Source organism: Cytobacillus sp. S13-E01, from assembly GCF_029193815.1.
GTDB lineage: Bacteria > Bacillota > Bacilli > Bacillales > Bacillaceae_L > Bacillus_BV.
In genome coordinates this window covers 21,798-29,755 of record NZ_JARFVC010000047.1, presented here as the reverse complement: position 1 = coordinate 29,755, position 7,958 = coordinate 21,798, and the positions used below count along the sequence as shown (strand labels likewise).

At 37.8% G+C, this 7,958-nt stretch carries 6 protein-coding genes and 2 pseudogenes; 2 read left to right on the top strand and 6 right to left on the bottom strand.

The window, feature by feature from the left end; genetic code table 11:
* The 3 genes and pseudogenes from PY093_RS19665 to PY093_RS19655 form a co-directional block, all read right to left on the bottom strand.
* Window positions 1-170: pseudogene (locus PY093_RS19665) on the bottom strand (group II intron reverse transcriptase/maturase); the annotation flags it as partial.
* 621 nt (window positions 171-791) lie between these two features.
* Window positions 792-2,939: a heavy metal translocating P-type ATPase gene (locus tag PY093_RS19660; RefSeq protein WP_275647488.1), complete on the bottom strand. Its 2,148-nt coding sequence runs from the start codon at window positions 2,937-2,939 to the stop codon at window positions 792-794.
* 5 nt (window positions 2,940-2,944) lie between these two features.
* Window positions 2,945-3,346 carry an ArsR/SmtB family transcription factor gene (locus PY093_RS19655; protein WP_275647487.1) on the bottom strand — a complete coding sequence of 134 codons (402 nt, stop codon included), beginning with the start codon at window positions 3,344-3,346 and terminating at the stop codon, window positions 2,945-2,947.
* A gap of 167 nt (window positions 3,347-3,513) precedes the next feature.
* On the opposite strand from PY093_RS19655, the gene lspA reads away from it, so the two are divergent.
* Window positions 3,514-3,972: a signal peptidase II gene (gene lspA, locus PY093_RS19650; protein WP_275647486.1), complete on the top strand. Its 459-nt coding sequence runs from the start codon at window positions 3,514-3,516 to the stop codon at window positions 3,970-3,972.
* A 76-nt stretch (window positions 3,973-4,048) separates the two neighbouring features.
* Here the strand turns inward: lspA and PY093_RS19645 are convergent, their stop codons facing one another.
* The 3 genes and pseudogenes from PY093_RS19645 to PY093_RS19635 all read right to left on the bottom strand — a co-directional run.
* Complete coding sequence (locus PY093_RS19645) at window positions 4,049-4,768, bottom strand: cytochrome c biogenesis CcdA family protein (RefSeq protein ID WP_275647485.1); 720 nt, start codon at window positions 4,766-4,768, stop codon at window positions 4,049-4,051.
* 109 nt (window positions 4,769-4,877) lie between these two features.
* Entirely contained in the window at window positions 4,878-6,284 is a 1,407-nt protein-coding gene (locus PY093_RS19640) for a Na+/H+ antiporter NhaC family protein (RefSeq protein ID WP_275647484.1), read from the bottom strand.
* An 896-nt stretch (window positions 6,285-7,180) separates the two neighbouring features.
* Window positions 7,181-7,501: pseudogene (locus tag PY093_RS19635) on the bottom strand (toprim domain-containing protein); the annotation flags it as partial.
* A gap of 205 nt (window positions 7,502-7,706) precedes the next feature.
* On the opposite strand from PY093_RS19635, the gene PY093_RS21310 reads away from it, so the two are divergent.
* Window positions 7,707-7,838, top strand: coding sequence for a hypothetical protein (locus tag PY093_RS21310; protein ID WP_345774253.1), 132 nt, complete (start codon window positions 7,707-7,709; stop codon window positions 7,836-7,838).
* Window positions 7,839-7,958 lie beyond the last annotated feature (120 nt).

Below are 7,958 nucleotides of genomic sequence, written 5' to 3'. Positions count from 1 at the left end.
TCATAAGTCCCTTCGAGGAGTTCCATTTTCATAGATTCCCAGTGTTCCAAGATGTGTTTCCGTAGGTTTTGTACGGACATTCCATCTACACCATGACTCCCTTTATTCCGTTCTACCCTTTTCAGGGCAGAGAGCAGATTTTCTCGTGATAGTATTCGTTCCATCAACATTGTTACGCCTCTTTCCGTGAACAACGGTTCTTCTTATGCCAGTTCTGCTCCACCATCTTGAGGTCCCCCGTGGAATTCACCACTTCCTCCATCAAGCATGCCATATCGGTTATCTGTGTTCTTCGCAGTTTACTGAATGCCAAGATGTTGTTCTCTCTAAATTGTTCAGCCCTTCCCATCCTTCTCGAGTTCGAATGGTACTATGGCTTCTGCTGACTTCTGATTGTTCAGCTATCCATCACTAGATAGGTTATCAAGTGTACTTGACGTATCAATCAGACCTCCCCAGGTAAGAGTACAGTCTTTCCCTCCATCTATCTGCTTCATTTACTCTGTATCACCTTTGGCAGAAAGGACTTTGTTTTGTATTGCAAACTCATCCAATGATACCTAGCCTTATATGAAGTTCGTGTTCCTCAGACCGGAGGTTTGCCGCTCGCTTCCTTCAGATTTTGCGTCACCGCAAACACCCTTGCGTTAAGCTACTGCTACTTCTGCCTTCACAGTTCGGGACTTTCACCCTATAGACTGCACCCATGCTGGGCGCACAACAAGATTAAAGCCCCAGTGGAAACCAGGGCTTTAATCTCCTTAATCGTATTATTTTTCTGCTGGTTTTCTCTAGTCTTTTTCCGGTTTAATTTTAAGCAACCGCATACCATTTGCAGTGACTAAAATGGTTGCACCGACGTCGGCAAGTATGGCAAGCCATAAAGTCAACCAACCTGGAAATACGAGCAGAGTAGCAACAGCTTTAATAGCCAATGAGAACGTAATATTCTGCTTTACGATCCTTAGAGCTGAACGGCTTAATCGAATTGTGAACGGTAATTTAGAAAGGTCATCTGCCATTAATACAATATCAGCTGTTTCTAAAGCGGTATCTGTCCCCGCACCGCCCATTGCAATCCCAGTGGTCGCAGTTGCAAGAGCTGGTGCATCATTTACACCGTCACCAACCATTCCAATTCGATCATAGGTTGAGCGTAACTCTTTAACTGCAGCAACCTTATCTTCAGGTAATAATTCTGCTCGGTAGTCATCAATCCCTACCTGTGCCGCAATTGCTTTGGCTGTTGCTTCATTATCACCTGTAAGCATGATTGTTCGCTCAATCCCAGCTTTTTTAAGCTGCTTTAGTGCTTCTTTACTTGTTTCTCTTACTTCATCTGCTACCGCAATGATTGCTAGCATTTCATTTTCTTTCCCCAATATCATCGCTGTCTTACCTTCTTGCTGGAGGAAGAGAATTTGTTCCTTTACTTCTGCAAGGGAAATTCCCATTTCGTCAAAGAAGCGCGGGCTTCCAATTAGATAGGTTTGGCCATCTACATTGGCCTGTGCGCCTTTCCCCATGACAGATTGAAAATCTTCTGCTTCCGTCAATACAATATCTTTTTGCTCTGCATCCTTTACAATTGCTTTTGCCAATGGATGCTCTGAATATTTTTCTATCCCGGCAGCTAACGCAAGTGTTTCTTCCTGACTTTGGCCTTTTAATGGAATGACATCTGTTACTGCTGGCTCTCCACGTGTTAGTGTTCCCGTCTTATCAAAGGCGATCGCTTTTAAAGCACCTGTGTTTTCTAAGTGTAATCCACCCTTAATTAGAACACCGTTTTTGGCTGCGTTACTAATGGCGGAAACAATAGAAACTGGGGTAGAAATGACTAAAGCACAAGGGCAGGCAATAATCAAGAGCGCAAGTGCATTATATATCCATTGATCCCATGAAGCACCGAATACTAATGGTGGGACAATTGCAAGTACTACAGCCAAAACCATAACAGCTGGTGTGTAATATTGAGCGAATTTTTCAACAAATGCTTGTGATGGTGCACGTTGCTCCTGAGCATCCTCAACCATCGTGATAATTTTTGCAATGGTTGTGTCTTCAACTAATTTTGTTACTTTTACTTGGATAGAACCAGCTTGGTTTAATGATCCAGCAAAAACAGGATCGCCAATCGCTTTATCTGCAGGTACTGATTCACCTGTTATAGCGGCTTGGTTAACAGAGGAACTTCCTTTGATAACCTCCCCATCCATCGCAATTTTCTCACCTGGCTTCACCACCATAATATCATCTATCTCTATATCTTCAACGGGTAGAACTCTTTCTTCACCATTTCGGATAATCGTTGCTGTTTTAGGTGCGATATCCATTAACTCTCGGATCGATTGACGCGCTTTATCAGCTGTATAGCCCTCTAACCATTCACTAACCCCGAACAGGAAGGCAACAACGGCTGCTTCTTCCCAATAGCCAATCGCAAATGCACCACCGATGGCTACTGTCATTAACGTATTCATTGTAAATCTTAATTTAAATAAATTAGCGATACCCTTTTTAAAGTTCTCCCAAGCACTTAACAACGTACCTATAACAAATAGGCTAATAGCTAGGGACTCAGGACCATTAAACAAATATTCAGCTGCGAAAGCCAAAAGGATGGCAACTAAGGAAACCCCCATGACAATCTTTGTTCGATTCTTTTCCCAATAGCTTACTTCTTTATCAGCATTCTTTTTGTCATCTACAACCTTAATATTTTCAAAGGCCCCTAATTCTTCTAGCTTTTCTTTACTTAGCTCTGTGCCTTCAATTGTAATTTTAGATGCGGCAAAATTCACACGTGCGTCCGTAACACCAGGTTCCTTTTTTACGATTTGCTCAAACTGAGCAGAACAGTCCGCTCAGGTCAATCCTGTAAGCCGGACAACTTGACTTTTTTGCTTCTTTGTAAGCTCTTTTTCAACAACACTCATCTCATTCACTCCTTCCCCTTCAACTGTAATGCTTCTTGCATAAGGTGATGCACATGATTACTTACCAAGCTGTAAAAAACCATCTTTCCTTCTTTACGGTACTCGGCGAGTCCCATATTTCGTAACAAACGCAGGTGATGTGAAGCGGTAGCATTCGTTGAACCAATAATGGTTGCTACATCACAGACACACATTTCATCTTCTTGGGTAAGGGCATAAACAATTTTCAACCGTGTATCATCCGCAAAAACTTTAAACAACTGCGATAAACCATCCGTTTGATTTACTTCCTGCTGACGTCGCTCAACCTTATCGGGATCAAAAATAAAGGTTTCACAAGTATCTTTTCCCTTTTGTTTAGAGACCTCTATATTGGATTCTTTTTTATTTACGGAAGTAGCATTCAAAATTACCCCTCCTCTCTAAGTAATGTTTCCAAATTATATTCAAATTATTATTTGTTTGTACTTTAAGTATGAGTCACGCAAGATTCATTTGTCAACAATAAAATATGTATTTGATTGTTATATCGTGTTATACTTTGAAAGAATTAATTTTTAGGAGGATAACCCCCATGTACTATATCATTGCAATCTTTATTTTAATCATTGATCAGTTATGGAAATCTGCGATTGTTAAATGGATGGAAATAGGTCAAACAATTCCTATATGGGAGGGAGTATTTCATATTACTTCTCTTCGTAATAAAGGAGCAGCATTTGGTATTTTGCAAAATCAACGCTTGTTCTTTATTATCGTAACGTTGATTGCTGTGTTCGGTATCATTTATTATTTACAAACAGAAGGCAAGAAAAATCGACGAATCTCTTTTGCTTTATCACTTTTATTAGGTGGAGCTTTAGGGAATTTTTATGATCGTTTGGTAAGAGGAGAAGTAGTGGATAGCCTTGATTTTCGCCTCATTGATTATCCGATTTTTAACCTCGCAGACGTTTTCATTTTCACTGGTGTTACTCTAATGCTTTTGGATATATGGCTAGAAACTCGTAAGGGAGCAAAAACAAGCAAGTGAAAAATTATAGATAATAGAAAAGCAAAATTAAAAAATCGGTTCAAGTCGTAATATTGAGAACCGATTTTTTTCATATCTATTCAAAAAAGAAATATAACCCCACTAAAAGCAAACCAATACCAATTACTTTACTAGAGAGTTGCTGCCATTTTTTCATCCATTCAGTGTTTTTCAAAAAAACAGTCATCCATCCGATGATTAAAAAAGGCATGCCGTGCCCGATTCCATACATCAGTAGCAAAAGAGAGCTTTGAATCAATGATCCAGTAAGGGTTGCATAAGCGATCATAGCGATAATCATAGGTGTCGTACAAGGTGATGGTGCAAGACCAAACAAGGTGCCTAATGAATAAGCTTTTATAACAGGATGTTTCAATTTTTGTGGTTTAGGTTTTTCTTGTTTAGCGTAAAAGGATACAATCTTAAATGGAAATAACCTTAAAAAATGATGAATCTTGAAACCAAGGACATATAATCCAATTAAGAAAAATAAAAAAGCTAGAAATTGATTAAAAATACCCTCGTATTGTTCTGTAAACCTTATAACCTGTTCTCCAAAGAGAATACTAATAACCCCGATAACCGTGAATGTAATTGTAAAAGAAATCATAAAGGATAAAGTGATAGGAAGGATACTTTTGTTCTTGGATTCTTTCTGAAAAGCAAAAATACTTGACGCCATCCCTATCATACAAGGATTAAAACTGGTTACCAACCCAGCAATAAAGCTGACCAATAATGAAACAGAAAAATGAACATTTGTTAATTGATCTATTGTTTGTGACACCCACTCCATTTTTATCACCTCTTGTACAAGACTATTAGAGGATGATAAGCATTATTCAGTTATATTTTTTAATAAAGTGGAAATATAAGGAGAACACTATAAGTTTACCTATGTAACATCAAAAAATAAACGTTACAATGGAATATAATACTAGGGATATGCCAGCTGCAATTAATGCAGGCTTCAGCTTATACCTAGAATACTCCATTACCGGAAGCTTTAATATAGTGGAAATGGTAACTGCTGTATCACTTAATGGTGAGGTGAAAGCACCAAACGATCCACTAGCAAATACGGCACCAATTACAATTGGCAAGGAAGCTCCAGAAGCATGAGCTAATGAAATACCTAGTGGCATTAAAATTCCCCAAGCCCCCCAAGAAGAACCGATAAAATAAGAGATCAATAGCCCGAAGAGAAACAGCGTAGGTGCAACAAAAAGCTCCGGAATCCATCCTAAATTTTCTGTTATAAATGCTGAAAATCCCAGCTCTTCCGTTGCTGTTGATAATCCCCATACCACTGCGAGAAGAATAATGACCGCCATCAATTCGTTTCCCCCAGTTATAAAATGACCAATAATTTCCTTCAAAGGCATCTTTTGAAACAGGAACATAAGAAGAGTCACAAACACAGTAATAATTAGCGCTATAACCATAGCGCCTAGTGTATCTGCTTTAATAAATGCTTGAACAATTCCATCCGCCTTTTCCCGACCACTCCACCATGTCAAGAAAAGAGTTAGTGCCAGTACAAGAAAGAGAGGTAGTAACAGATTTAATGGTTTAGATGGGAGTTCCTTTGCAACTGCTGGGTGACACTCATGCCAGGTCTCCTCTTTCTCCCCAATTTCTTCGCTAGATTCCATCGTCTTATCTTTTGACGGATGGAAAAAGCTAAGATAAATGCCTAGAAATACCATAACAATCGCAAAAAAATTAAAGGGGATACTTTGGATGAACAAAGTGTATGCATCTTCTTTAATGCCTTCATTTTTAAAAGCCATTTCAATGACAGACGTCATATAGCCGACGTAGGCGGTGGCGATCGGAATTAGTACGACAACGGGCGTTGCTGTTGTTTCGATTACAAACCCTAACTCTTGTTTTGACATCTTAACCTGTTGCAAAAGCGCCTTCATTATGGGGGCAATCGTCACAACACGCAGACTTGGAGCAGTAAACGTGCCAAGCGTCGATACCCACGTTAAAAACAGGGCGCCTTTCTTGGTTTTAATTCGATTCGAAACTGACTCAACAAACCCTTTGATTCCACCAGCCATTTTGATCATTCCTATAAGTCCGGAAAAGGCATACAGAAATATAATAATCTTCATATTATTCTCATTTGACAAACTACCAACTAAATATGTAATCATTTGTTCAATTCCACCAACTACTGATGGTTCAATTAGGTATGAAGCAACAATTAAACCAATGGTAAGACCAGGTAAGACTTGTTTCGTCCAAATGGATATAGGAATAACAAGAAGAAATGGAATAATCGAAACCCAACTCGATTCCATGGACATTTCACCCTCACTCTAAAACCAGTATTTGTTGTCATTAGCTTGTGAATTAAATAGAAAAAATATCCTACCTAACAACATTAACCAAAAACAGAACGGTTTCTTAGAGCAAAGGTGAAAAATCCGTATAAGAGCTCATTGTTAGAAGTAAAGTATGAGATTACTTTTTCCTTATTCTTCTCTCATATTATTCCTTTGAATTTCTTTTAAATCCTGTATCAGTTGTTTATCCTCCTGAAAGAATTGGACCAAATCGTAATGCGTTCTAATGTTCAGTATGGTAATTACAGGGGCTATCCATGCAAGTATTTTTTTACGAGTAATCAGACCCCAACCAAGTTTGTCCACTTATTCAATTATTATTAAAGAAGCATTGTAAGATGGAGAGATAGTACCATAAACGTCCGTTTTAGGTGATGTTTGGCTCGAAGGTAGCTAACTACGTATAGACTTTGAAAAATAATTTCTCCATTAGTAGTGTAGGAACATATTAATTTTCTTGGTGAATATACAATCGATTAAAAAAGAATACCAGCAAAATTCTTTAAGTAACTATCTATGGAAAACTAATATTTAAGTATGATATATTAAGCTCGTGGTATTCCTAATTACGATACGGTTAGGTCTATTCGAGTATAACTCGTCACGCCATCCGAATTAGTGACGCGTTAAATAAAAGGGGACACTCAATGCGCCATAAAAGTTAGCAGTGAGTGTCCCCTTGTTTTATTTTTTTAGGTTTTAAAATACTTTTTTGTACATAATTAAGTCATTTTGTTCACATTATGTGCATCGGTTTAATTATGTACAATTTTCAATTAGTTAGTGGATGTATGAATATCAACGAATAGGATATTTTTTTATTTTATGTACATTCTGTTTTATAGAGATAATCCGAAATCTGTTGCGATAATAACTTCATTAACGTCATTTCTGCTCAGTTGTGTTTTGACAGCTTGATACTGTTTACCAGATTGCTTAATAACAACTAGCTTTAGTTGGGATGGAAGCATTGGTAAATCTTCAATCTTCCATGCTTTATATTTATCATCATAGGCTTCTGGTTCAGCTAACGTAACCAGATGACCTAATGCCCATGTCACGATATGTTTATCACCTTCAAAAAATCCATTCCCTTTTTTCGTACACTGTAAAACCCTTGCAATATCACGAGCAACCGAGGGCTTTTCTGCTAAAACTACTGCTTTACCCATATAAACATCCTTTCACAAACAATCTATTACTTATTATACTACTTATAACTCTCAATTTCCCTGAAGCGAAGTAAACAAAAAAACAATTATTCAAATAAGTAGTTCCGTTTTAGTGGAGAAATTAGAAAAAAGGAATTTATATTTATATAATTGAAGTATAGAACGGTGATATACTAATGGTATCAAAAGAGGGACGGTGAAAGGTATGAAATGGTCAGAGGTTAGAAAATTGTACCCGAATCAATTTGTTAAACTAAAAGTGTTATCGTCTCACATTGAAAGAAGTCAAGAATTCATTGAAGATATTGCGGTTATCAAACCTTTTCAGATGAAATAGCAACAAAGGAACTGTTAAAATCAAAAGGCTATGAGTTAGTTTTTCATACTGCTAATGAAAATATTGTGCTTGAAGTCCGTCAAGATGTAGGATTAAGGAGATACGACTTCCATGAAAATC

Excerpts from the sequence above, each read along its gene's own strand:
- PY093_RS19645 (WP_275647485.1), bottom strand. The coding sequence starts at position 4,768 with ATGGAGTGGGTGTCACAAACAATAGATCAATTAACAAATGTTCATTTT.
- PY093_RS19640 (WP_275647484.1), bottom strand. The coding sequence starts at position 6,284 with ATGGAATCGAGTTGGGTTTCGATTATTCCATTTCTTCTTGTTATTCCT.
- lspA (WP_275647486.1), top strand. The coding sequence starts at position 3,514 with ATGTACTATATCATTGCAATCTTTATTTTAATCATTGATCAGTTATGG.
- PY093_RS21310 (WP_345774253.1), top strand. The coding sequence starts at position 7,707 with ATGAAATGGTCAGAGGTTAGAAAATTGTACCCGAATCAATTTGTTAAA.